The following is a 21,956-nucleotide window of genomic DNA, read 5'->3' on the forward strand; positions in this document are numbered from 1 at the left end:
ATAAAGTGGTCAATTTTTTACTCGATGCATTCGTTAAAATTTCATCCGTTGTATCCTTACAGCGTTTAAAATTGCCAATAATGCCACACCAACATCCGCGAAAACCGCTTCCCACATTGTTGCCAAACCTCCTGCTCCTAAAACTAAAACAACGGCTTTCACGGCAAATGCCAGAATGATATTTTGCCAAACGATTTTTTTTGTCTGCTTTCCAATATTTATGGCCATTGCAATTTTACTCGGCTTATCATCCTGAATTACAACGTCCGCGGTTTCAATAGTAGCATCGCTTCCCAATCCACCCATTGCAATTCCTACGTCTGAAAGTGCGACGACCGGAGCGTCATTTACGCCATCGCCCACAAATGCTACACTCTCGCCTTTGCTTTTAATTGCTTTCAATTTTTCTACCTTATCTTCGGGCAGTAGATCTCCGAAAGCCGTATCAATCCCTAATTCTTTTGCAACAAGTTCTACGACGTTGGTTTTGTCACCGCTTAACATCGTTACTTTCACATTAAGATTATGCAGTTTAGTAACCGCCTCTTGCGCATCTTCTTTTATCGAATCTGCGATGGTCAAATAGCCGGCAAATTTATTATTATACGCAATTGCGATGGTAGTATAAACAATTGAACTTGGGTCTAAATCATATTTAATAGAAAATTTGTCTAATAATTTGAAATTACCGACTAATAATTCTTTTCCGTTTACGTTTGCTTTTAAACCGTGACCTGAAATTTCTTCTACATTCTCCAATGCTATTTTTGAATCCAATTCTCCAACAAAATTATGAATCGCAGTTGCTACCGGATGTGTACTTTGACTTTCCAATTTGTTGACCATCGCCAAAATTGTTTTTTCATCAAAATCTGGATGAATAATAACTTCCTGAACTTTGAAAACACCTTCCGTCATTGTGCCTGTTTTATCCATCACAACATTCTTTATAGTAGCAATAACGTCTAAAAAGTTGCTGCCTTTAAACAAAATACCGTTTTTACTTGCAGCGCCAATTCCTCCGAAATATCCTAGTGGAATACTAATTACCAATGCACAAGGACAACTTATTACCAAGAAAACCAGTGCTCTATAAAGCCATTTGCTGAAAGTATAATCCTGTACGAAAAACATTGGAACTATGGTAATGAGAACAGCCAATAGTACGACGATTGGTGTGTAGATTTTTGCAAATTTTCTTATAAATAATTCTGTGGGTGCTTTCTGTGAAGTTGCATTTTGTACCAATTCTAATATTTTAGAAAGTTTACTATCCTTATATGCGGTAGTTACTTTCACTTCTACTACGGTGTTCAGATTTATCATTCCTGCTAAAACAGTTTCACCTTTAGTTTTAGAATCTGGTTTGCTTTCTCCTGTGAGCGCCGCTGTATTAAATGAACCTTTTTCTGAAATCAATTCTCCATCTAAACCTAATTTTTCGCCAGATTTTAGTTGGATAATATCTCCGATTTCTACAGATTCTGCCTTCACAGTTGTTGCTTGGTTATCTTTTAAAACGGTAACTTCATCTGGTCTTTGGTCTAATAAGGTTTTGATATCGGATTTTGCTCTCTGTACTGCAAGGGTTTGAAAAACTTCACCAACAGCGTAGAAAAGCATTACCGCTACACCTTCCGGATATTCTCCAATTGCGAATGCACCAATTGTAGCGATGCTCATTAAAAGAAATTCTGAAAAGAAATCACTTTTTCTTATACTATCAAACGCATCTCTTAAAACTGGTAATCCCACGGGAATATACGCTGCAACATACCAGGCAATCCTTACCCATCCATTAAACCAATTTTGGGTAATCCAATTATCTAAAGCAATAGCAATTATTAATAATGTGAATGATATAATGGCGGGCAAAAACATTTGTAACGTTGTTTTGTCCGTATTATCGTGATTATGTCCAGCATCGTGGGAATGCTCTCCGGCATGTTTTTCCGTTCCAATATCCCTTAAGTTTAATTTCTTTTTTGCCATTTTTTATATTTTAATTTTTGAATATATCGTTTGTATCTTATTATAATAATTTATCAAGTTTAATTTTTGAACCTAAAAATTTTAAATTAAAATTCATTTTTTGAACTTTACGATTATGCTTATTTTTTTAATCTTAATTAATTTAAACTACCATTCCTACCAGTAGAAATATTAAAAATCCTACAAAAAACATACTCGTCTGCAAAAGTGTTTCTTTTTCTTCGTGCGCTTCTTTCAATAATTCTTCAGTTACCAAAAATAATAAAGCAGCGAGACCGAAAGACAGCACCAATTCCAGCCATTCCTGTGATAATCCTGCTAATAATGTAATTCCTAAAACGGCTCCGACAAAGAAGCAGGCACCCAAAACTAATAAAATAGTCAGGCTTTTTTGTTTTGAAAAATTTAAATCCATACAAGCCAAAACTACTGCTAATCCCAGAGAAAAAATTTCGAGAGCCAAAGCGATGGAAAGCAGAATTCCTTCGGTGCTTCCAGCCGCAAAACCAACGCCGAGAAGCACGCCATCTATTAGTAAATCGATGGCCAATGCCACCAGAAGTCCCATCGGCAAAGAATTTTTTACTGCCGATTTTTCAGCGTTTTTTTGAAATTTTTCTGAAAAATATTTTACAGCCAACATCGTCGCGATGCCCAGTCCGAAACCAATTCCCACTTCAATAGGCCTGTGATTTTTAATAATATCCGGCAGAAGTTCCACTGCAACAACTGAAAAAACCACTCCGCCCGCAAAATGCAACACAGAACTCCGAAAACCCGCGTTTGGTTTTTTAAATAATCCGGTAATCCCGCCCAATAAAATGGAAACAACTGGAATTAAGGCGTATAAATAAATTGAAATCATAAAAATATTTTGATGCTAGTTTTGGCAACTTTTTATGGAAACAAATGGTTTGTAACTAGGTTTTAAGGTTTTAAAATTATCCCAAGATTACTCCTCTTCCTCCATATTATTCATTTTAGAAAGCAGGTCATATGCCCCTTTTAAAACTACTTTATCGGATTCATTAGATTTTGCAGGCAAAGTAACCGCAGTAAAACCATTTTCGCTTACACCGGTTTGCACTTCTACCTTCCTAAAGATATATTGTTTTTCTTTTTCCTTCCCATCTTTATCTTTAGTTTTTTCTAAAGTTTTTTCTAAAATAAAAATAAAATTCTTACCTCCGGAACCTACAATTGCCGCATCTGGCAATGCTGGTGTTTCCACAGATCCAAGTTCTATGATAGCATTTACAAACATTCCCGGCAACAGATTTTGAGATACATTCTGAATTCTTGCCAAAACATCTACAGTTCTGTCTCCGTGTATATCTTTCCCTATCAGATAAACTTTAGCAGTTTTTTCCTCGGCGTCACCAGTAGCCTGAAATCGAATAATTTGACCAACTTTTATTTTTGCAACATCTTTTTCAAAAACCTGCACTTTTACCATCATATTACCTGTATTTGCAATATCTGCGACAACCTCATTAGTTCCAACATATTTTCCAATATTGGTATATACTTTTGTTACGTATCCGCTTTGTGGTGCATAAATGTTGGCGCGCGAAGATATGTTACCTCTTGCAACAGAAGCAGGATTGATGTTCGCAACCTGAAGTCTTGCCCGTAATCCGGCAACTCGTGCAGACATACTATTATACTCACTTTGCGCCCGCTGTAAAGATTTTCTGGCTGCAATATTTTCTTTTACCAGTTCTTTTTGGCGTGTAAGATCCTGTCTTAAATAAGACATCTGACTATTGCTTTCCATGTAATCCTGCTGTATCTGTAGAAATTCAGGATTTTCTATCGTTGCCACCACGGTTCCTTTTCCAATATATTTTCCTTCGATTACGTTCATGGATTTTACATGACCTCCAAAAGAAGAGGTGATACTGGTCAGATTTTGCGGTGGAACTTCAATAGCTCCAGAGGCTTTGATATAATTGGAAAGATTAGTATTGGTTATATTTCCCAATTCCATTCCCACACTTTTGTACTGCGCTTCACTAAATTCTACGCTGTTTGCATCGTGCGGAACTTCTACATTTGCCGTGACTGCTGTTTCTTCCTTTTTATCGGAATTACAGGCTGACAACATAAAACTTAAGACGATGATATATAAATATTTTGATTTACTCATGATTTTGGAACTTTAATTATTTATTATAAACCAGAAATTAATTCCAGTTCGATGGCTGTTTGATTATATTGATTTAAACTTTCGATGTATTGTTTTTGGACTTCCACGGCGTTGTTTATGGATTGACTAACCTGGTAATAATCCATTTCTCCAACCTCAAAGGCACGCTGTGATTTTGTAATAAGCAACTTTGCCTGTGGCAATGCTGTTTCCCTATAAAAATTGATCTGGATTTGCAACCGTTTTAGGTCCGAAAGCAGTGTAGAACCCCGTTGAGAAAGACTGAAAGAAAATGCATCTACTTTTGCTTCCTGTATTTGCTGGTTAATTTCTGCGGCTTTGATTTTTGCTTTTTGCGCTTTTGCAAAAATGGGTATGCTAATTCCCAATTCTACACCCTGAAATCTTTTTCCTACTCCGTAAAACTTCGAAACTCCATTTTTCTCGAAATTACCTACCAACGATTGGTTAAAATAACCGACGCTAAAATCGGGAAGTAACCTGCTTTTTTCAACTCTGATTTCTTCTTTAGCGACTTCTATCTGGCTTTTCAAAGCAAGCAAGTCTGGATTATTATTAAAAATTGCGCTCTGTGGTGATACATCTAAAAACTTTTCGATAAGCGTTGTTTCCATAATATCTTCGATGGTTTGATTTCCGGTATACCTTTTCAATTGCTCCAGATGAATTTTTATATATTCTTCCGTCTGCAATTTTTGAGAAATCGCTTCCTGCAATCTGGTATTGGCATTGTATTTTTCTAAAATATTTGTTTCACCAGTCTGAAATCTTATATCGGCAGCACGAAGTATTTTCTCATAAAGCGCGATTAATTCCTCATTTAATGTTCTTTGTTCTTTTCTGTAGAGTAAACTATAATAAATACTTTTTACCTGATAAGTGATCTGATTTTTATAAATTCCTGCCTGCATTTTGGACGCGTTTATGTTGGCGTCTGCCAGTTCTGTTAATCTTTTCAAATAAACCGGATTCGGAATATTTTGGCTTATGGTAATATTATTATCATAAGCAATAAGACTGTTATATTGACCAAAAGTGAGATTGATATTTGTTTTGCCATAATCTCTCACAGAACCTTTTAATGCAGACTGGTATTCCTCTCCTAATTTTGCAACCCTTGTGTTTGGATTGGATTCCAGGGAAGCAGAAATTGCTGAATTCAAATCTATCGTCCCTAAAGATGAAGATGAATTTGTCGTAATTTGACCTTTAACTCCATTATTAAAACCTGAGAGTAAAAACAAAAGAATAATCGTTGCTGATCCTGCAATTTTTGTATTTTTCAACTTACGTCGGGAAGGTTTTATATTCTCCACATAAGAGTAAAGTACCGGCAAAAGTACAAGTGTAAGAAATGTTGCGGTGAACAAACCACCTATAACAACTGTTGCTAATGGTTTTTGTACTTCTCCTCCTGCTCCGGTTGCCAATGCCATCGGTAAAAATCCTAATGATGCAACGGTAGCAGTCATTAAAACCGGTCTTAATCTTATAGCAGTACCTGCGAGAATTCTTTGCTTAATATCTTTCATTCCTTGTTTTTTAAGTTGATTAAACTCTGTTATTAATACGATTCCATTTAAAACAGCCACACCGAACAGAGCAATAAAGCCTACACCAGCCGAAATACTAAAAGGTAAACCTCTTAACCAAAGGGCAAATATTCCACCTATGGCAGACATCGGGATTGCTGTGAAAATTAGCAGTGAATATTTTAAGGAGCCAAACGCAAAATATAGCAGCAAAAGAATTAATCCCAATGCAATCGGCACGGCTATAGACAGTCTTTTGTTGGCTTCTTCCAAATTTTTAAACTGTCCACCATACGTTATAAAATAGCCAGTCGGCATTTTTACTTTTTCGTCAATTTTTGCCTGAACGTCTTTTACTACAGAGGCAATATCTCTACCCCGAACATTAAAGCCAACGATAATTCTTCTTTTGGCATCTTCACGCTGTATTTGGTTAGGTGCCAACTGGTAACTTACATCTGCAACCTGCTCCAACGGAACCTGGTTTCCATTACTTGCAGTAACAAAGAGTCTCTTCACATCCTCTATGCTTTGGCGTTCGCCTTGTTCTAACCGAACGACCAAATCAAAACGTTTTTCTCCTTCGAATACCGTTCCGGCTACACCTCCAGCAAATGCGGTATTTATCGCATTATTTATTTCTTCAACATTTAACCCATATCGGGCTATATTATCCCGATTCAATTTGATGGAAATTTGCGGTAAACCACTTACTTGTTCTACATACAGATCTTCCGCACCATCAACTGAGGGAATTAACGCCCCTATTTTTTTTGCTAAATCTGAAAGCGTTTCTAAATCGTCGCCAAAAATTTTGATACCCACATCCTGTCTCACTCCTGAAATTAATTCATTGGTACGCAGTTGGATTGGTTGCGAAAAACCGAAAGTAACACCCGGAACCTGCTCTAAAGTTTTCTGCATTTTCTCCGTCAATTCCTCTCGGGTATCTGCACTTGTCCAGTCTTTTTTAGGTTTTAATAAAATGGTAATATCCGCAGCCTCAATGGGCATTGGGTCCGTAGGTATTTCTGATGCACCGATTTTACCAATCACCTCTTTTACTTCGGGATACGTCTTCATTAATAGGCTGGATGCCTGCTCTATTTTATCTATAGTCTGGTCCAACGAACTTCCTACTAATAATCTTGTTTCTACTGCGAAATCTCCTTCCTCCAGCGTTGGTAGAAACTCACCACCAAGAGAATTGAAAATAACTGCTGACAATCCGAGAAGCGTAATTGCAACAATCAAAACAGTTTTTTTAAATCGCAGTGCACCATTAATCAACGGATCATAAATACGCTGAAATTTTTCCATCATTTTATCAGAAAAATTCTTTTTATGCGTAATATTCTTACTCAGTAGAAGCGAACTGATCATCGGCACATAAGTAAGCGAAAGAATTAATGCCCCAAATATCGCAAAGGAAACCGTTTGTGCCATCGGGCGAAACATTTTGCCTTCAATTCCTACCAAAGCCAATATTGGTAAATAGACAATTAAAATAATAAGTTGACCAAACGCAGCGGAGTTCATCATTTTTTTTGCAGAACCGGAAACCTGAATATCCATTTCTGCCTGCGAAATTTTTCCTGTTTTCAACTTCCTCATGTGGTGCATGGTTGCTTCCACGATAATTACAGCACCATCCACAATAAGTCCAAAATCGATCGCCCCAAGACTCATCAAGTTTCCAGATACGCCAAAAACTTTCATCAATGCTACGGCAAATAGCATTGCTAAAGGTATAACCGAAGCCACAATTAAGCCTGAACGAATATTCCCGAGAAAAAGAACTAAAACCAATATTACAATTAACGCCCCTTCTATTAAGTTTTTTTGCACCGTACTCATGGCTCTGTCTACAAATTCACTTCTGTCCAGAAAGGGTTCTATCTCTACACCGTCAGGTAAAGTTTTCCGTATTTGGTCTATTTTATCCTTTACTCGTCCAACTACTTCAGAAGCATTATTATCTTTTAATAGCATTACAATTCCGCCGACCGCTTCTTTGTCATTTCTGGTAAGTGCACCGTATCGGGTAGCAGTCCCAAACTGAACTTTTGCAACATCTCTGATGGTAATAGGCAGACCACTCTCCGAATTTTTAACTACAATCCTTTCAATATCTCCAAGACTTGTGATCAAGCCCTGGCTTCTGATAAAATAGGCATTGGGTTTTTTATCAATATATGAACCACCGGTATTCTGATTGTTTTTTTCCAGTGCTGTGAAAATATCAGAAATAGATAAATTGTAACTTCTTAGTTGATTAATGTTTAAAGCAATTTCATATTGTTTCAAAAGACCTCCAAAACTATTTACTTCTGCAATTCCCGGCGTACCTAATAATTGTTTTCTAATGATCCAATCCTGAATTGTTCGCAGTTTGACAGCATCGTATTTATCTTCAAAGCCGGGTTTAGCATGCACCGTATATTGGTAAATTTCACCTAAACCAGTAGAAACCGGTGCCATTTCAGGATTACCAAGTCCTGCAGGAATGGAACTTTTTGCTTCAGGAAGCCGTTCAGAGACTTGCTGGCGTGCCCAGTAAATATCTATGTCATCATGAAAAATAATGGTTACAACAGATAAACCAAAGCGGGAAATAGATCGCACTTCCTTAATTTCAGGAATAGTAGACATTGTCTGTTCTATAGGATAAGAAATAAACTGTTCTATTTCCTGTGTTGCCAGTGATGGACTTAATGTTATTACCTGTACCTGATTATTTGTAATATCTGGTACGGCATCTATAGGAAGGGTTCGAAGGGACATGACGCCCCAAATAATGAGCGCAATAGTGAAAATTCCGATCACCAATTTATTATTGATGGAGAATTCAATGATTTTATTTAGCATTGATAAAGAAAATTAGATTAAAGTAAAATTTAGATAATAAAAAGTACGCGTTCGCAGAAAAGCAAAACCGTAAATTTTATTTAATAATACTAACCTAATTGAGGCGGTTGCCAGATACTGCCAAAGTAGTTGGAGTATGGATTTGGAATATGAAAAAACTCTGCTGAATAGAATTCGTTTGAAAAATGACCAATAAAGTTTGCAGGAATTTGTTGATACAAAACAACATTCCTACCACAGCAACTGCACATACAAAAAGACGAACAAGAATCGTCTTTATGTTTTTGTGAATGGTTTTCCTGCGCCTTTTCAATTTTAGTAGTAGCCAACTCAAAAGTGCTTTGTTCACTATCAGAACAAGGCATACTAAACAAGACTGCTAAATAAACTGTTAATATGTAGTTGAAAATCTTCACCTTTGCAAAGGTAAATAAAAAATTGCTGCCGGAAATTATATTATTCTTGATTTTTTGACAATCCAAAAAAGAGTGAATCTTTCCACAAATTGTAAAAATTACCTGATATTATTTCATCTTCTCTCATAAATCTGTACTTTTACAATCTTGAAGAAAATAATTTCAATATCATTTCTACTTATTTTTCTGTGTGCCAATACAGAATTGGGTGAAATGTTGAAATTTCCAAACTTGATACAGCATTTTGTAGAGCATATTACGAATAAGACAGAACACTCTCTTTCATTTTTAGGTTTTGTGAAAAATCATTATGATAGTTAGAAATCGCATTCGGATTCTGACCAACACATTTTCCGGTAAGTGGAATCACGGCAAGTTCAAATATTAAAATTGAAGGTAATTACTACTCGGTAAGTCCTTTGGCTCTGCGTGAAAAAGCAGAAATCTTCTGGCTGAATAAGCGCGAGTACTGCATTATAAAAAGTCCGGTTTTCGGCAATGTTGTCATGATCGAAGTTGGGGCAACAATGGTTGGAAGTATGATTCAAACTTATCAAGGTACGAATGTAAAAAAAGGGGAAGAAAAAGGTTATTTTAAATTTGGAGGTTTCGACAGTTGTCCTGTTATTTGAGAAAAACAAAATTAAAATCGATCATGATTTATTGGTTAATACCTCGAAAGATTTTGAAACGATCATAAAAATGGGTGAAAGAATTGGAGAAAAATTTTAAAAAACTCCATTTATTTGAAGTATAAAAAATATTCCTCTTAATTTTGTTTTGCTCGTATTTATATTAATCGTAATATTGCAATTAATAAAACATAATGGGAAGTTCAAAAACAGAAAAATTTACGGAAGAGCAAAATAAAATTGCATTATTTGCGAAAGTATTCGGACATCCTGCAAGGGTAGCGATTTTACAACATTTGTTTAAAATTAATGCTTGCATTTGCGGAGATCTGGTAAATGAAATTGGATTAGCCCAACCAACAATCTCGCAACATCTAAAAGAATTGAAGCATTTAGGCTTGATTAAAGGAAATGTGGAAGGAACAAGTGTTTGTTATTGTATTCACGCAGAAAATTGGATAGCAATGAAAACTGTAATGACTGAATTTCTAAACCAAGACTTAACCGAAAGCCAAGATTGCTGTTAAAAAAATTTGAATGTATTGATCATATAATCGCAATAAACAAATAAAGTTATGAAATTATCACAAGTAAAATCAGTATTAAAAGAACTGGAAACTATAGGTTTTCAATTACCAAACGGAGAATTAGTACCAAATCACTTTCACGTTACAGAAGTCGGTAAAATCACAAAACATTTTATCGATTGTGGTGGAACTGAAAGAAAAGAAGAAGTCGTAAATTTCCAACTATGGAATGCAAATGATTACGACCACAGATTGCATCCAGAAAAGTTGTTGAACATCATTGAACTTTCGGAAAAAGTTTTAAAAATAGCAGATTTAGAAATCGAAGTAGAATACCAAGCGGATACAATTGGAAAATTCGGACTTGATTTTGACGGGCAACATTTCTTATTGACATCTAAACAAACTGATTGTTTGGCTAAAGACCAATGTGGCATTCACGCTGAAAAACCTAAAAAGATTTTATCTGAAATTCAAACTGCAACTTCTTGTGCACCCGGAAGTGGTTGTTGCTAAAAAAAATCAAAAAAATGAAGACAACAAAGCGAACTCTATTTTTAGAAATACAAAATTTAATCAAAGAATTAAAACCTCATACCATTTCAAGCGAACGTAAAGCAGTTTTACAACCGCTAACTGATTTTATTCGGGCAGAGGTTTCAAAAAATCAAGAAATCCGTATCAACTTTATCTGCACTCACAATTCACGAAGAAGTCATTTATCACAAGTTTGGGCGCAAACAATGGCAAACTACTTCAATATCAGAAACGTATTTTGTTATTCGGGCGGAACAGAAGCAACCGCACTTTTTCCAATGGTTGCAGAAACTTTGCAAAATTCAGGTTTTCAGATAAACACAATTTCTAAAAATGATAATCCTGTTTATTCCATTAAATATGCAGATAACGAGCATCCAATAATTGGATTTTCAAAGAAATTGAATGATGATTTTAACCCAAAATCTGGTTTTTGTGCAGTTCTTACTTGTGATTCTGCAAATGAAGCCTGCCCAATTGTGTTTGGCGCAGAAAAACGAATTCCTATCACTTTTGAAGACCCAAAAGTATTTGACGATACACCACAACAAGCAGAAAAGTACAATGAAAGAAGTCTGCAAATAGCAACTGAAATGTTTTACGTTTTCTCTCAAATAAATTCATAAAAAATGGCTTCAAAAAAATTAAGTTTTCTAAATAGAAATCTAACGCTTTGGATATTTGTCGCAATGGCAATAGGAGTTGGACTTGGGTATTTTATTCCAACATTTCCAAACATCATCAATTCATTTAGTAGCGGAACTACAAATATTCCGATTGCAATCGGTTTGATTTTGATGATGTATCCACCATTGGCAAAAGTCAATTATTCATTATTGCCAAAGGTTTTCAGAAACACAAAAATCCTTTCTATTTCGCTCATTCTTAATTGGATAATTGGTCCCGTTTTAATGTTTGTTTTAGCAATTACATTTTTGCGAGATTATCCCGAATATATGGTTGGTCTTATTTTAATTGGTTTGGCTCGTTGCATAGCAATGGTCTTGGTTTGGAACGACCTTGCAGAAGGAAGTAGCGAATATGGAGCAGGTTTAGTCGCTTTAAATAGTATTTTTCAAGTTTTTGCCTATAGTTTTTATGCCTGGATTTTTATCACAGTTCTACCTCCATATTTCGGTTTTGATGGTGCAATTGTGGATATTTCAATCGGAACTATTGCAGAAAGTGTCGCCATTTATTTAGGTATTCCGTTTGTAATGGGAATTTTAAGCAGACTTATTTTAGTAAAAATAAAAGGCGAAGAATGGTATACCAACAAATTCATTCCGACAATTTCGCCCATAACTTTAATTGCGCTTTTATTTACCATTGTAGTAATGTTCTCGCTAAAAGGAGAATTGATTGTGAAAATACCAATGGACGTTGTGATTATTGCAATTCCATTATTAATATATTTTACGTTAATGTTTATCATTGGATTTTTCGTTACCAAAGCATCAGGAGCAGAATATGACAAAACGACAGCGGTGGCATTTACAGCAGCAGGGAATAATTTTGAATTGGCGATTGCAGTTGCAATTGCAGTTTTTGGGCTAAATTCGGGACAAGCGTTTGCAGGCGTAATTGGTCCTTTAGTCGAAGTTCCAGCACTGATTTTATTGGTTCGGGTTTCATTCTGGTTGCGGCAAAAATATTTCGCAAAAAATAATATTTAGTTCTGCAGAGTTTAGAGAACTGCATCATAATCATTAGTAGATAAATTTTCTATTTCAGAAAAAGAATAAACCGCAATTAAAGGCCAATCTATAATGAATGAATGAATTAATTATACAACTGGAGTCCACAATATCAAATTATTACCATTCACAGACGACAATTGTTCAGCATCACCTTCAGGAACTAAAATCTTCTTACGATACATTAAGTCTCTTGGAAAAAAAGACGAGAAAATTTTATTTATTTAAAATATTCCTTTTGATGATTGTTCCCAAATCTTTCTCCGAAAACCATATATCTTCTGGATGAAGATGATGAACGGGAGCTTGTTGGCATCTATTATTACAATCCATTTTTTCAATTTCGATTTTATTTTTCAAATTATATTTCTTTACATAGAAATCTAAAAGTTTCCCCTTTTTCTTCCTACAATTTACGCCATTACACCAATAAATAATGGGCTTGCTGTGGTTAGAATCTTCCATAGTGTTATTGTTTATTGTAATTGATTTTTAGTCATTTAGATTAATTTGTCGGTTGTAATGTATAAGCGCTCTGTTTGCAATTTTTTTTAAGTTCATATTATAATGTAATTAATGCCCTCAAAAGTTTTCATAGCGTCTTAATAACAATTTTGCACCCAATTTTACTTCACCTCAAGCCTTTATATTTTTATAATTTCTTAAGTAATACAAAAACATTAGAAATAAAATCCGTCCCACTTTTAAAAAGGAGACGGATTTGAAAATTTTATTGGATATTTTTTATCTCTAATACATGAAGGTTAAACCCGCTCCAAATCCATATTCACTGTCGTAATTTGTCGACACTGAAACCCATTTCTGAAGAATGTATTTTAATCCAAAGTCAAATTCTTTGTCTGAATTAACGGCAAAATTTCCTCGAATTCTGGGTGATATTTTAATTCCTTCTCTCCCCAGTTCTAATCGCACTTTTCCATTTTGGTCAACGTTTGCGTCTGCTATTATTAGCATTGGTAAAAGATAACGAATACCGGCAATGGCTACATTTTGATTCTGGGGCATTACATTTTGCCCGAACCAGGTTTTTGCCATATCATGATTTTTGTTACTTCTAAAACCGACATAAGGCATTGCCCATTGATATTTTCCTAAAAACCGACCCACTTTTACACTTCCTTCGTAATGTGTAAAATCATAATTACTGTGTAATTCATTCACATTCAACCATCTCGCTCCTAACATCGTCATGTTTTCAAAATGAAATTTATTAGACGCTACATCCAACATTGCAGTAGTATTAATCATTCGGTTCTTGTTTAGAAACTGTTTGTATGATGCTTCTTTATTCGGTAATTGTGGGTTTGGTGCTGAATTTTCATAACTGAAAACTCTTCCCATTCCACTCATCATGTGATATAAAATATGACAGTGGAAAAACCAGTCTCCGTCCTGATTTGCGGCAAATTCGATCGTCACAGTTTCCATTGGTGCAATGTCAATTACATTTTTTAAAGGTGCATATTCCCCTTTAGCGTTCACTACACGAAAATCATGACCGTGAAGATGCATTGGATGGCGCATCATGGAATTATTGTACATGGTAATTCTCACGACCTGACCTTTTTTAATTAAAATTTTATCACTTTCAGCGACCGTTTTATTATCTAAAGTCCACAGATAATTACGCATATTACCTTCCAAAGTGAATTTCAATTCCTTTACATTATCAGTAGGTAAAATAGTTTTGAACGGAGATTTCAACATGTTATAATTGAGCCTTTTGATGGTTTTTTCTTCGGAAGATTCCATGGCCATCTTGCTGTGATCCATTTCCATCTTACCATCATCCATTTTCACGTCAGATTTCATATCCATTTTGCTGTCATCCATTTCCATTTTACCATGATCCATTTTCATGTCCGATTTCATATCCATTTTACCGTGATCCATTTCCATTTTACCATCCTTCATTTTCATGTCGGATTTCATGTCCATTTTGCCACCTTCCATCTTCATGTCGGATTTAGTCCCCATCATTTCCATCATGTGCTGCATGGTTTTCATGCGTTGGCTTTCTGATAATTCCGGATACATTACTTCGTTCAAATCCATCACCTGATTGCCCATCGTCATGCTCATCGGTTTCATGTCTCCACTCATCAACATCATGTCGTTCATCATTTTCATACCTTCAAACAGCATCAGTTTCGGTAAGTTTGGTGCGTCTACTTTTTCGCCGTCTCCCAAATAAAGTGAGGCATGACCTTGTCGGTCTTCCGAAGTTGCACGAAATTCAAAACTTTTATTTTCGGGAACAGTAACTTCTATATCATAAGATTCGGAAACGCCAACAATGAGACGGTCTACTTCTACCGGTTCTACCTCATTACCATCAGTTCCAATAACGGTAATTTTTCCACCACCATAATTTAGCCAAAAATAAGAGGAAGATGCACCATTTGCTACTCGAAGCCTGACTTTATCTCCGGCTTTTAGATCTTTGTAATTTGAAGAAATCTCACCATTAATAAGGAAATTATTGTAATAAACGTCACTTACATCCATGGCTTCCATTCGCTTCCATTCATTCAAAAGTTTGGTTCCGAAATGTCCTTTTCCAATGGCTTCGGAATAACTTTGAACGGTTCCTTTTTTTATGGCCCAATAATCTCCCCGATCCATGTGCAATCTTCGCATGATCTGTTTCGGATTTTCATCTGTCCATTCACCTAAAAGAACGGGAATATCTGCTGCAAACTTTTTACTTGGCTGACTATCTCTTTTATTAAAAACCAAAATCCCATTCATCCCGATCTGTTCCTGAGTTCCCTCATGAGAATGATACCAATAAGTACCATTTTGAGAAATACGGAATTTGTAAAGATGCGTTTCGCCGGGCTTAACTTCTTTCGTAGTTAAATAAGGAACCCCATCCATTTCATTGGGTAGAATCACACCGTGCCAATGAAGACCTGTATTTTCTTTCAACTGATTGTGCAGGTAAATCTCTGCGGTATCACCTTCTGTAAAATATAAAGTTGGCGCCATTAACTTTCCATTGATGGCAATTGCTCTCGCTGGTTTACCGGTGAAATTTACGAGCGTATCTTTTACATATAAATCGTAGCGCACTGTTTTTCCACCAAAAGAAATTTTACCACTGCCATCTTCTTTTGCAGTCTCTTTTTTCTCCATGTGCATGTTGTGGTCCTGAGAAAATCCCTGGGCCGAAACCGCAATAAACAGCAGTGCGAAAAATTTTAAAAAGTTGGGTATTTTATTTTTCATTTTCTAATCTTTTTATCATTGTTTTCATTTCTTCTATTTCTTTTCTTTGCGCAGAAATGATACTTTCAGCTAATTTTTTTACTTCGGGGTCTTTAATGTCGGCTCTTTCACTTGTTAAAATGGCGATGGAATGGTGAGGAATCATTCCTTTCATCCAAAGAACATCGCCAACAATGGGACTTTGCGTACGAACCAAACCGAGTGCAACGAAAAACAATCCTATACTTCCCACTATTATTCCCAGGTTTTTCTGCTTATTTTGATACATTTTGCGCATAAAGAAAAACATGATCAAAGCCATCGTGGAGATTCCAAGACATACCATATAAAATCTGGTCATGCTGAAATAAACGTGATCTAGTTCATAGGTATTGAGATACATGGTTATGTACATCGCTACAAATGAGGCCACAAGCATTAAAACAAATTTGCTGTAAACGTTACTTTTTGAGTGATCCATTGAATTTTCCATCAATTTATTTTTAAATGTTAATATTTTTTAAACGTAATGAATTACCGATCACAGACACGGAACTAAAACTCATAGCCAAGGCTGCAATCATCGGTGATAAAAGGATTCCAAAAACAGGAAACAAAACGCCTGCTGCAATTGGAATTCCTAAAATATTATAAGCTAAAGCGAAAAATAAGTTTTGCTTGATATTCTTCATAACAGCATCGCTTAGGTTTCTTGCTTTTACAATTCCGTGCAAGTCACCCTGTACCAAAGTGATCATTGCGCTTTCAATCGCAACATCAGTTCCGGTTCCCATCGCGATTCCGACATCACTTTTTGCCAACGCAGGTGCATCGTTAATTCCATCTCCAGCCATTGCTACGATCTTTCCACTTTTCTGAAGTTTTTCTACTTCCTGCAGTTTATTTTCGGGTAGCATTCCAGCTTTAAAATGAACAAGATTGAGTTCTTTGGCAACCGCCTGTGCAGTATCGTGATTGTCTCCTGTAAGCATGATAACATCAATACCTTTTTCCTGTAATGCTTTAATTGCTTTTGCACTGGTCGGTTTTATTTTGTCACTAATAACCACATATCCCGAAACTTTTCCCTCTACAGATAAGAAAGAAACAGTTTTTCCCTGTTTTTGAAAATTTTGCACTTCGGTTTCCATCAAAGAGGTGATTTCAGCTTTGGCATATTCCATCATTTTGGCATTACCCAGATCAATTTTTTTTCCGTTGACCTTTCCCTCAACACCTTTTCCTGTGACTGCACTGAAATTTTCAGCATTTACAATTTCTATATTTTGTTCTTTCCCATATTTTACGGTAGCCTCTGCTAATGGATGTTCGCTCATTTTATTTAAAGAAACAATGAACTGTAGAACTTCTTTTTCTGTAAGCCGATCTCCGAAAACTCCAATTTTTTCAACGGTTGGTTTTCCCTCCGTAATAGTTCCTGTTTTATCGATAATTAAAGTATCGACCTTATCCATTTTTTCCAAGGCTTCGGCGTTTTTTATAAGTACCCCATTTTGAGCACCTTTACCAACACCGACCATTACAGACATTGGTGTTGCTAATCCTAAAGCACATGGGCAAGCAATAATAAGAACAGCAAGTGCATTTACAAAAGCATAAACATAAACCGGTTGTGGTCCAAAGACTGCCCACACGATGAATGTAATAACAGAAATAAGTACAACAATTGGCACAAAATAACCCGACACCGTATCGGCTAATTTCTGAATTGGTGCCCGACTGCGACTGGCGTTATTGACCATTTCCACAATTTGAGAGAGCAAAGTATCTGAACCCACTTTCTCCGCTTTCATTAAAAACGATTGGTTACCGTTGATGGTTCCACTGCTTACTTTATCGTCTATTGTTTTGGTTACAGGAATCGGTTCTCCCGTAATCATTGATTCATCTACAGAGGTTTCGCCTTCTGTAATTGCACCATCTACTGGAATTTTTTCGCCAGGTTTTACACGCAGAATGTCACCTATGACGATTTGTTCAATAGTCACTTCTTCTTCAATGCCGTCTTTAACTCTGATGGCTCGGTTTGGCGCGAGTTTTAATAATTCTTTAACTGCAGAATTTGTTTTGCTGTGTGCTCTGGCTTCCAATACCTGTCCCAGTAGCACTAAAGTCAAAATTACCGTGGCAGCCTCAAAATATACATGAACTGCTCCGGTGTGCGATTTAAATTGTTTTGGAAAAATATCCGGAAAAAACATTCCGAAAACACTGAAAAGGAAAGCGGCTCCCGCACCAATTCCTATCAACGTAAACATATTGAGATTCCATGTTTTAATACTTTTATAGGCACGTTCAAAAAACATCCAGGTCGCATAAAACACAACCGGAATCGATAGAACGAACTGAACCCAGTTCCAGTATTTTTGTTCCATCAAATTATATAATGGATTGTTTGGAATCATTTCACTCATTGCTATTAAAACAATGGGTAAAGTAAAAATTACGGCAATCCATAATTTCTTTAGTAATTTTTTATAGGTTTTTTCTTCCGCTGAAATATCAGGTTCCATCGACACCAGATCCATCCCACAAATAGGACAGGCGCCAGGTTTATCTCTGATTATTTCGGGGTGCATTGGACAAGTCCATTGTTCCGAATTCGAGTTGCTTAATTTTTGTTCTTCTACCAGATCCATTCCGCAGACGGGACAATCGCCTGCTTTGTCGTACGTTTTTTCACCTTCACAATGCATTGGGCAGTAAAAAGTACCGTTACCTTTTACTTTTTTAATTTCTTTTTTCTTGGTTTCTGCCTCTGCTTTTGGCAGATCACCTATATTATGAATACTGTATGTTCCACCATCTTTTTTCAAGGCTTCCTGATATTTTTCAATGTGCAAATGACCATCTGTTTCAATAACTGCTTCCTCTTTCGAGAGATCAACCGTTACTTTTGAAACGCCTTCAATTTTTGAAAGTGTTTCTTCTACGTGTTTCCGGCAACCGTCACAGGTCATCCCGTGAATATGATAGGTGTGTTTCATAATTTTACTTTACTTAAATTTTTAATTTACCGAATTTTATCAAATACCGATTTGTTTGGGATCCTATTTCCCAAATAGTTGCAGTACAATTACTCCAATAATAATTGCACCGATGAATATATACAGTCCGTAGTTCCACCATTTTTTAAAACCAGTTTTTTTCTGATTATTTTCAATTCCTGTTTTGCAGCAATCCTTCATAATAATCCTTTTTTGTGCCTAACAAAGAGAAAAGGGTAATGTAATAATTCACTACATATTCTAACCTTTTCTCTCGTCAGGACTTAAATTTTAATTATTAGGTATTTTTCAATATCGCAACATTTTACTGAATCGTTCTCTGAACTTTACCACATGTCAGCATTTTGCTGCCATAAAATGGGTTTCTAACCTCATTGCTTTTACTCAACCAAGTGCTTCCTTTTTGATACATTGGGCAAAACTGCTCGTATAATTTCATTTTAGTTCCAGTAATTGCAACCAGATCTGAAATGTCTTTGCTTAATGTTTTAAAGTGATCACGTTGATGATCGATTGGGCTTTTTGAAATATGTTCAGCGTGCTCTGTAGCATCATCTATAATATCTGCCAACTCTTTTTTATCCACTGCAGAATATTTTGAAGCGCTAAAAGACTTTAATGAAACGGCGAGTTTAGCGCCTGCAGTGCCTGCTTTCTTGCTGTCGTCTCCTACCAAAGCATCTTTCAAATTAAAATAATCGCCCAAAATAGCCTCTGCTTTTGCATCGCTTTTCATAGACATCATTTTACCGTTGCTCATTTTCATATCCATTTTGCTGTGGTCCATCTTCATATCCATTTTACTTTTCTGTTGCGCGTTTGCAAAAGAAATAGCGAATAACATTACTGTTGCTATACTTACTTTTAAATTTTTCATTTTATTTTTTTAAAATTTTATAAACTGTCTCTTTTTTGTGCCATCCATTCTATCATTTCCTGCTTTTCAGCTTTTGTAAACTTTGCATCTCTGTGAATAATGGTGTAAGAATTCAAAGGCATTTCATCATCTCTTATCTGATTAACTATTGCTTTCAATTTGCTTTTTTTCTGTCTTACAGATAAAGAATCCCACTCACTGAAATTCAGTTCTTTTTTTCCATCTTTCACATGATTTGCTAAAAACATTGCGGCGGGCTGGATTTTGTTGTACCATGGATAACGGGAATTATTACTGTGACAATCATAGCAGGAGGTCTGCAAATTATTTTTAATATTTGCCGGAACCTTATTGACAACCAAAAAGTCTGCTTTTGAAGTGGTTTGGCTTTGATTAATTTGTTTTGGAAGAAATTGTATACCAACAAATGCGATTAATAAAACCACTGCTATGATCTTGAAAATTTTCATTTTATTTTAATTCCTTTTTCACGCTTCCACAAGTCAACATCGATTTGCCGTAAAAGGGATTTTTTATCGTTTTTTCTGCACTTAACCAAGTCGCATCTGCCATTGGACAATAAAGTACGAAAACTGAATCGTTTGAAAGTTTGAAGTTCTTCGCCACTGCAACCATATTTTCAGATAATTTTGCAAACGATTCCCGTTGAGTTTCTATGCTTCTACTTTCAGCAATGGTAGAAGCATCTTTTCGGAGAACGTCTAGATTCCCTTCCGACATAACTTTGTAATCTACCATAGATGCAGATTTTATAAAGTCGTTTGCTGCTTTGGAGGCTCCATCTGAATTGTCTGTTACCAAAGCATCTTTGATGATGATATAATTTTGGTAAAGTTTAGAAATTGACGCGTCAGACATTTGTGCTGATAAATTAAATGTTGAAAATACTGAGAATAATGCTGTGAAAATTAATTTTTTCATTGTAATAAATTTTTGATTGTTTTTAATAAAGAAGATTTTAAAAAAAATGGCTACAATTAATAACGATTTTTCAGGTGAAAAATGACGGATTTATTCTAAATTCTAAAATTACAATAAGAAATAAATAAGGGTAATTCTGTCCTGTCTGGTGGTGCATTTAGCGGAACAGAAAATTGTTTACGTTCTACCAGTATTAAGAAATCTGCATCGGATATTTGCGGAATTATGGCTACAGCAGGCGCATCATTTATAAATGAAATATCTACTTTCTGAGGAACATCTGTTTTTAAAATCTTAATTTCACTTTTACAACAACCTTTCTTTTTTTTGGTACCACAAAAGGCACAAGTTATAGTGGAAGAAGCGGAAGAAGCGGAAGACGCGGAAGAAACAAAAGTTTGATCCAAGCAATAATGCACGTTATAAACCATTCCGGATGAAAATCCGAAATAGAAAACGGTGAACATAATTGCTAAATACTTTTTCATAATAATTTACAAATAAATTAATAAAATTATTTTTCATTAAATTTTAGAGTTTAATGAAAATAATTCTCATTTTTTACCGTAATAATCAAGTTTTTCTAATTATCTTTTAATTTTAAATCGTATTTAGCCACAGCATGAACCTGCAGATTTTTTCGGTTCATTGTCTTCCGTAGTAGTAACGCGATAGTCTCCCGCTGCAGACAATGCTTTATTTATTTGTTGATCGGTAACTGTTTGGGCGGCTTGCAAATCTGCCTGAGGTGGGTTTAAAGTTACAGAAACTTCCTGTACACCTTCTATAGTTGAAAGTGCTTTTTCAACAGACTTTACACAACCACCGCAAGTCATCCCTTTAATTGAAACAATTTGATTCATAATTTAAAATTTTGTACGAGTTATTTTTACATTACAAATTTAATGACTGAAAATATAACTTATTGTTACAATTCGGTTTATTACTTACACAATATCGTCTATGGATTTTCTTTCCCATTTTCGCAGATTTTTGAATTCCGTCATAGACATACCTGTCTCATGCTTAAACTGTTTTGATAAATGACCACTGTTGTTATAATCTAAACTATAGGCTATTTCGGAAAAATTCAGTTCCCCAAATTGTATCAATTCTTTCACTTTTTCCATCTTCAGATTAATCCTATATTTTTCGATGGTTATACCTTCCTTTAAACTAAATAATTTACTCAAAACCGAATAGGATTTGTTAAAAGTAGCAGTTAGAAAAACCGGTAAATTTGAATGATCCTGATTTTCAATTTTATTAATGATCGCAATTTTTATTTCTTCAACCAATACATCCGTTTCCTCGATCAACAATTCAAAACCGAGTTCTTGGAGATTCTTTTCCAGTTTAGAAATCTCAACTGTCGTATCCTGATCCAGTACAACTTGTCCTAATTCTAAGGAATCGATATGGTAACCTAAAGTATTTAGTTCTCGCATTACCGCCGACTTACAGCGGTCGCACACCATATTTTTTATATATAAAGTTGTTTTCATA

19 protein-coding genes and 1 pseudogene are annotated in these 21,956 nt (G+C 35.5%); 5 read left to right on the forward strand and 15 right to left on the reverse strand.

Going from position 1 to position 21,956, the window contains the following annotated elements; genetic code table 11:
* Window positions 1-33 precede the first annotated feature (33 nt).
* The 4 genes from BW932_RS11995 to BW932_RS12010 form a co-directional block, all read right to left on the reverse strand.
* Entirely contained in the window at window positions 34-1,992 is a 1,959-nt protein-coding gene (locus BW932_RS11995; RefSeq protein WP_076387894.1) for a heavy metal translocating P-type ATPase, read from the reverse strand.
* 142 nt (window positions 1,993-2,134) lie between these two features.
* Complete coding sequence (locus BW932_RS12000) at window positions 2,135-2,857, reverse strand: ZIP family metal transporter (protein WP_076387896.1); 723 nt, start codon at window positions 2,855-2,857, stop codon at window positions 2,135-2,137.
* A gap of 87 nt (window positions 2,858-2,944) precedes the next feature.
* Window positions 2,945-4,141 (reverse strand): efflux RND transporter periplasmic adaptor subunit, encoded by a 1,197-nt coding sequence (locus BW932_RS12005; RefSeq protein ID WP_076387898.1) that lies wholly within the window; start codon window positions 4,139-4,141, stop codon window positions 2,945-2,947.
* A gap of 23 nt (window positions 4,142-4,164) precedes the next feature.
* A complete protein-coding gene (locus tag BW932_RS12010; RefSeq protein WP_076387900.1) occupies window positions 4,165-8,562 on the reverse strand; it encodes a CusA/CzcA family heavy metal efflux RND transporter in 4,398 nt (1,465 codons plus the stop codon).
* A gap of 775 nt (window positions 8,563-9,337) precedes the next feature.
* Here BW932_RS12010 and BW932_RS12020 point away from each other — a divergent pair.
* From BW932_RS12020 to arsB, 5 genes and pseudogenes are all read left to right on the forward strand, one after another.
* Window positions 9,338-9,610, forward strand: a pseudogene (locus tag BW932_RS12020) (phosphatidylserine decarboxylase); the annotation flags it as partial.
* A gap of 194 nt (window positions 9,611-9,804) precedes the next feature.
* A complete protein-coding gene (locus BW932_RS12025) occupies window positions 9,805-10,137 on the forward strand; it encodes an ArsR/SmtB family transcription factor (protein WP_076387906.1) in 333 nt (110 codons plus the stop codon).
* Window positions 10,138-10,185: 48 nt separating this feature from the next.
* Entirely contained in the window at window positions 10,186-10,653 is a 468-nt protein-coding gene (locus tag BW932_RS12030; RefSeq protein WP_076387908.1) for a DUF6428 family protein, read from the forward strand.
* A 14-nt stretch (window positions 10,654-10,667) separates the two neighbouring features.
* On the forward strand, window positions 10,668-11,300 hold the full coding sequence (locus BW932_RS12035) for a low molecular weight phosphatase family protein (RefSeq protein WP_076387992.1): 633 nt from the start codon (window positions 10,668-10,670) through the stop codon (window positions 11,298-11,300).
* Between the two features lie 3 nt (window positions 11,301-11,303).
* Window positions 11,304-12,350, forward strand: a complete 1,047-nt coding sequence (arsB, locus tag BW932_RS12040; protein ID WP_076387910.1) for an ACR3 family arsenite efflux transporter — start codon at window positions 11,304-11,306, stop codon at window positions 12,348-12,350.
* Between the two features lie 237 nt (window positions 12,351-12,587).
* On the opposite strand, the gene BW932_RS12045 is transcribed toward arsB, so the two are convergent.
* The 11 genes from BW932_RS12045 to BW932_RS12090 form a co-directional block, all read right to left on the reverse strand.
* Window positions 12,588-12,836 (reverse strand): (2Fe-2S) ferredoxin domain-containing protein, encoded by a 249-nt coding sequence (locus tag BW932_RS12045; RefSeq protein ID WP_076387912.1) that lies wholly within the window; start codon window positions 12,834-12,836, stop codon window positions 12,588-12,590.
* Window positions 12,837-13,121: 285 nt separating this feature from the next.
* Complete coding sequence (locus tag BW932_RS12050; protein ID WP_245820743.1) at window positions 13,122-15,530, reverse strand: multicopper oxidase domain-containing protein; 2,409 nt, start codon at window positions 15,528-15,530, stop codon at window positions 13,122-13,124.
* An 82-nt stretch (window positions 15,531-15,612) separates the two neighbouring features.
* Window positions 15,613-16,095, reverse strand: coding sequence for a DUF305 domain-containing protein (locus BW932_RS12055; RefSeq protein WP_076387916.1), 483 nt, complete (start codon window positions 16,093-16,095; stop codon window positions 15,613-15,615).
* A gap of 10 nt (window positions 16,096-16,105) precedes the next feature.
* Window positions 16,106-18,610 carry a heavy metal translocating P-type ATPase gene (locus tag BW932_RS12060; RefSeq protein WP_076387918.1) on the reverse strand — a complete coding sequence of 835 codons (2,505 nt, stop codon included), beginning with the start codon at window positions 18,608-18,610 and terminating at the stop codon, window positions 16,106-16,108.
* A 63-nt stretch (window positions 18,611-18,673) separates the two neighbouring features.
* Entirely contained in the window at window positions 18,674-18,811 is a 138-nt protein-coding gene (locus tag BW932_RS14325) for a hypothetical protein (protein ID WP_185113921.1), read from the reverse strand.
* 124 nt (window positions 18,812-18,935) lie between these two features.
* On the reverse strand, window positions 18,936-19,508 hold the full coding sequence (locus BW932_RS12065) for a DUF3347 domain-containing protein (protein ID WP_076387920.1): 573 nt from the start codon (window positions 19,506-19,508) through the stop codon (window positions 18,936-18,938).
* Window positions 19,509-19,525: 17 nt separating this feature from the next.
* Window positions 19,526-19,978 (reverse strand): heme-binding domain-containing protein, encoded by a 453-nt coding sequence (locus BW932_RS12070; RefSeq protein WP_076387922.1) that lies wholly within the window; start codon window positions 19,976-19,978, stop codon window positions 19,526-19,528.
* Window position 19,979: 1 nt separating this feature from the next.
* Window positions 19,980-20,450 carry a DUF3347 domain-containing protein gene (locus tag BW932_RS12075; protein ID WP_076387924.1) on the reverse strand — a complete coding sequence of 157 codons (471 nt, stop codon included), beginning with the start codon at window positions 20,448-20,450 and terminating at the stop codon, window positions 19,980-19,982.
* A 95-nt stretch (window positions 20,451-20,545) separates the two neighbouring features.
* Entirely contained in the window at window positions 20,546-20,938 is a 393-nt protein-coding gene (locus BW932_RS12080; protein WP_076387926.1) for an HYC_CC_PP family protein, read from the reverse strand.
* 123 nt (window positions 20,939-21,061) lie between these two features.
* Complete coding sequence (locus BW932_RS12085; RefSeq protein WP_076387928.1) at window positions 21,062-21,313, reverse strand: heavy-metal-associated domain-containing protein; 252 nt, start codon at window positions 21,311-21,313, stop codon at window positions 21,062-21,064.
* Window positions 21,314-21,397: 84 nt separating this feature from the next.
* On the reverse strand, window positions 21,398-21,955 hold the full coding sequence (locus BW932_RS12090) for an AraC family transcriptional regulator (RefSeq protein ID WP_076387930.1): 558 nt from the start codon (window positions 21,953-21,955) through the stop codon (window positions 21,398-21,400).
* Window position 21,956: the final 1 nt, after the last annotated feature.

This window comes from Kaistella chaponensis, assembly GCF_900156725.1.
Lineage (GTDB): Bacteria > Bacteroidota > Bacteroidia > Flavobacteriales > Weeksellaceae > Kaistella > Kaistella chaponensis.

What these genes read in the sequence shown, in the direction of transcription:
- BW932_RS11995 (WP_076387894.1), bottom strand. Translation starts at nt 1,992, where the DNA reads ATGGCAAAAAAGAAATTAAACTTAAGGGATATTGGAACGGAAAAACAT.
- BW932_RS12000 (WP_076387896.1), bottom strand. Translation starts at nt 2,857, where the DNA reads ATGATTTCAATTTATTTATACGCCTTAATTCCAGTTGTTTCCATTTTA.
- BW932_RS12005 (WP_076387898.1), bottom strand. Translation starts at nt 4,141, where the DNA reads ATGAGTAAATCAAAATATTTATATATCATCGTCTTAAGTTTTATGTTG.
- BW932_RS12010 (WP_076387900.1), bottom strand. Translation starts at nt 8,562, where the DNA reads ATGCTAAATAAAATCATTGAATTCTCCATCAATAATAAATTGGTGATC.
- BW932_RS12025 (WP_076387906.1), top strand. Translation starts at nt 9,805, where the DNA reads ATGGGAAGTTCAAAAACAGAAAAATTTACGGAAGAGCAAAATAAAATT.
- BW932_RS12030 (WP_076387908.1), top strand. Translation starts at nt 10,186, where the DNA reads ATGAAATTATCACAAGTAAAATCAGTATTAAAAGAACTGGAAACTATA.
- BW932_RS12035 (WP_076387992.1), top strand. Translation starts at nt 10,668, where the DNA reads ATGAAGACAACAAAGCGAACTCTATTTTTAGAAATACAAAATTTAATC.
- arsB (WP_076387910.1), top strand. Translation starts at nt 11,304, where the DNA reads ATGGCTTCAAAAAAATTAAGTTTTCTAAATAGAAATCTAACGCTTTGG.
- BW932_RS12045 (WP_076387912.1), bottom strand. Translation starts at nt 12,836, where the DNA reads ATGGAAGATTCTAACCACAGCAAGCCCATTATTTATTGGTGTAATGGC.
- BW932_RS12050 (WP_245820743.1), bottom strand. Translation starts at nt 15,530, where the DNA reads ATGGAGAAAAAAGAGACTGCAAAAGAAGATGGCAGTGGTAAAATTTCT.
- BW932_RS12055 (WP_076387916.1), bottom strand. Translation starts at nt 16,095, where the DNA reads ATGGAAAATTCAATGGATCACTCAAAAAGTAACGTTTACAGCAAATTT.
- BW932_RS12060 (WP_076387918.1), bottom strand. Translation starts at nt 18,610, where the DNA reads ATGAAACACACCTATCATATTCACGGGATGACCTGTGACGGTTGCCGG.
- BW932_RS14325 (WP_185113921.1), bottom strand. Translation starts at nt 18,811, where the DNA reads ATGAAGGATTGCTGCAAAACAGGAATTGAAAATAATCAGAAAAAAACT.
- BW932_RS12065 (WP_076387920.1), bottom strand. Translation starts at nt 19,508, where the DNA reads ATGAAAAATTTAAAAGTAAGTATAGCAACAGTAATGTTATTCGCTATT.
- BW932_RS12070 (WP_076387922.1), bottom strand. Translation starts at nt 19,978, where the DNA reads ATGAAAATTTTCAAGATCATAGCAGTGGTTTTATTAATCGCATTTGTT.
- BW932_RS12075 (WP_076387924.1), bottom strand. Translation starts at nt 20,450, where the DNA reads ATGAAAAAATTAATTTTCACAGCATTATTCTCAGTATTTTCAACATTT.
- BW932_RS12080 (WP_076387926.1), bottom strand. Translation starts at nt 20,938, where the DNA reads ATGAAAAAGTATTTAGCAATTATGTTCACCGTTTTCTATTTCGGATTT.
- BW932_RS12085 (WP_076387928.1), bottom strand. Translation starts at nt 21,313, where the DNA reads ATGAATCAAATTGTTTCAATTAAAGGGATGACTTGCGGTGGTTGTGTA.
- BW932_RS12090 (WP_076387930.1), bottom strand. Translation starts at nt 21,955, where the DNA reads ATGAAAACAACTTTATATATAAAAAATATGGTGTGCGACCGCTGTAAG.